Source organism: uncultured Clostridium sp., from assembly GCF_947036855.1.
Lineage (GTDB): Bacteria > Bacillota > Clostridia > Clostridiales > Clostridiaceae > Sarcina.
On sequence record NZ_CAMQRY010000215.1, the window covers coordinates 1 to 2,516 of the forward strand.

Below are 2,516 nucleotides of genomic sequence, written 5' to 3' on the forward strand. Positions count from 1 at the left end.
ACTATGGACAAATCCAATATCAACTATGGACAAATCCAATATCAACTATGGACAAATCCAATATCAACTATGGACAACTTATGTTATAGTTGTCTATATATATATACAGTGTCGATGTATAGTGTTATTATAAATATATAATTAAATTATATCGGATTGGAGATAAAGGGGTTATGGAAAATAATTTAGAGATATTATTTAAAAATAATACTATGATAAAAGCCAAGTATGATTTTACTAAAATAGAAAATGGTTTGTTACAAAAAGTATTTTTTGATATTCAAAAAAATAAAAATGGCTATGGTAAATTTACAATAGAAGATATGAAGTTATTAACTAATGATAGAAGTAAATATAATTCAAATAGTATAAAACAGATGTTAGCTGATATTAAAAAAAATGAATTTACACAAATAAAAAGCAATGGAGATTGGGTTAATGCAAATGTAGTCTCAGGATTTAGATATAAAAAAGATGGTAATTTTTTTGAGGTTGAATTATCTAAAATGTTTTTAGAAATGGTTCTTGAATATAAGCAAGGTGGGTTTACCACTTTAAATGTAACTAAGTATATTGAATTAAGTGGAAGTAATTCACAACATATTTATGAGCTTTTAAGAATGTGGACAGGTAGTTCTAAAAAGAATATAGAATATAGTATTAAAGAAATACGAGAATATTTATGTTTAGTTAATAAATATAAAGTTTTTTCAGATTTTAAAAATCGAGTTATAGAAGCTGCTGTAAAAGATATAAATAAAAAAGGATTAATGGATATTAAAAAAGTAGAATATATAAAAAAGGGTAAAAAAATAGATAGAATAATATTTCACGTAGAAGATCTTGAGCCGAAAAATTATAATTTTAATAAAGAACAAAATATTCAAAAGATAGATAGTGATGGAAATACTCCTATAATGGGACAAATTGAAATTGAAGATTATAAAGTTGCTATTAATTCTGATAGTGAATTAATAGCTGTGAAAAGTAAACTATCCGTAAAAACTATCGATAAGCTTATTAAAGACAATAATATAAAAATAGTAAATGAAGCTGTTAAGATACTTGTTAAAACAGAAAATGTTAAAGCTCCATTAAAATATTTAAAAGGAATCATAGAAAATTTGTTGAAAGATAAAAAAACTAAACATAATAAAAGAAAAAGTTCTAATTTTGAAAGTCGAGATATTAAAGAAGATGAAAGTTTGTTTGGTTGGGATGAATAAATTTAAGCATTAAATTAATCAAAATATATAATGAATGAGGTATTAGAATGAAAATAATTAGTATTTTTAATAATAAAGGTGGAATAGGAAAGACTACATTTGCTTTAAATTTAGCTACTTATCTAGCTCTTGAAAAAAATAAAAAGATTTTATTCTTAGATAATGATAGCCAATGTAATTCTTCTATGATACTTGCAGGTGGAAAACTAGATGATTTATTAGAATCATCAGGAGTAAATACAATAGAAGATTTATTTCTTACAAGAATTAATATAGATAAATTTATAGTAGAATCTAAATTTAAAAATATTAATTTTATATCAAGTTCTAGAAAACATTCAAAGACAGATTGGGAATATCCTTTTAATCGTTCCAAATCTATATTGAGAAAGTTTTCTAAGTTAGATGATGAATATGATTATGCAATTATAGATAATCCACCTACGATGTTTAAGAATGTATTTGACATATTAAGAGAAAGTGATTGTATTATCACACCTGTAGAGCCTTGTATATTTGCAGTAAATGGATTGTTTGAATTAATAAGTGTAATAGCTGATATGAATTATAAAAAAGAAGAACAAACTAAATTTTTATGTTTTCTTACGAAAGTAGATAATAGAAAGAATAAGAAAGTAGTAGAACTAAAAGAAGATTTAAAAGAAAGCTTAGGAGATAGTTTTATTGATAATTCTAAATTAAGTTTCTTAGCAGCATATCAAAATGCTACTTGTGAGTATGAAACATTAATATCAAAAAAAGATAATTCAATAGCAAGTAATGAATTAAGATTATTATGTGATGATATTTTAAGAAGGGTTTAGGTGAGATAAAAATGGCTTTTGGTATGATGGATATTAAAGAGAAAAAGAAAAAAGAAAAAGAAATAAAAGTTAAAGAAAAAGAAAAAATTCGTATATGCTGTAGTGTTCCAAATAGTTTTGAAAGAAGATTAATTAAAGAGTCTAAAAAAGGAACTAAAACAAAAGTATTAGAAGATAAACTTATTGAGTTTTATGATAGTGAAACTAAAGAATTTAAATATGAAAGTGCTATTAAAGAAAAAGACTTTAAAGTTGATATAAATTTCAGATTAGATTCTGATATGGGTAAAGCTCTTAAGAAGTTAAGTAAGAAATATAACAAGACTCCTGGTGAGTTAATAGTTGAGATGTTTAATTATAATGATGATAAAGAGAATTAACGATAAAGTTAATTCTCTTTTATTTTTTAGATGTTCTATAATGTAATGCCAGTACAGTATCAAGTGTGTTCTATAATGTAATGCCA

Annotated in this window: 3 protein-coding genes; all 3 read left to right on the plus strand. The window is 23.7% G+C overall.

Annotated features, from left to right (window positions below):
* The first annotated feature begins 173 nt into the window (after window positions 1-173).
* The 3 genes from Q0V15_RS12930 to Q0V15_RS12940 are packed head-to-tail and all read left to right on the plus strand — an operon-like array spanning window position 174 to window position 2,430.
* On the plus strand, window positions 174-1,226 hold the full coding sequence (locus tag Q0V15_RS12930) for a replication initiation protein (protein ID WP_297439552.1): 1,053 nt from the start codon (window positions 174-176) through the stop codon (window positions 1,224-1,226).
* A 47-nt stretch (window positions 1,227-1,273) separates the two neighbouring features.
* Window positions 1,274-2,050: a ParA family protein gene (locus Q0V15_RS12935; RefSeq protein WP_297439553.1), complete on the plus strand. Its 777-nt coding sequence runs from the start codon at window positions 1,274-1,276 to the stop codon at window positions 2,048-2,050.
* An 11-nt stretch (window positions 2,051-2,061) separates the two neighbouring features.
* On the plus strand, window positions 2,062-2,430 hold the full coding sequence (locus tag Q0V15_RS12940; protein WP_297439554.1) for a hypothetical protein: 369 nt from the start codon (window positions 2,062-2,064) through the stop codon (window positions 2,428-2,430).
* Window positions 2,431-2,516: the final 86 nt, after the last annotated feature.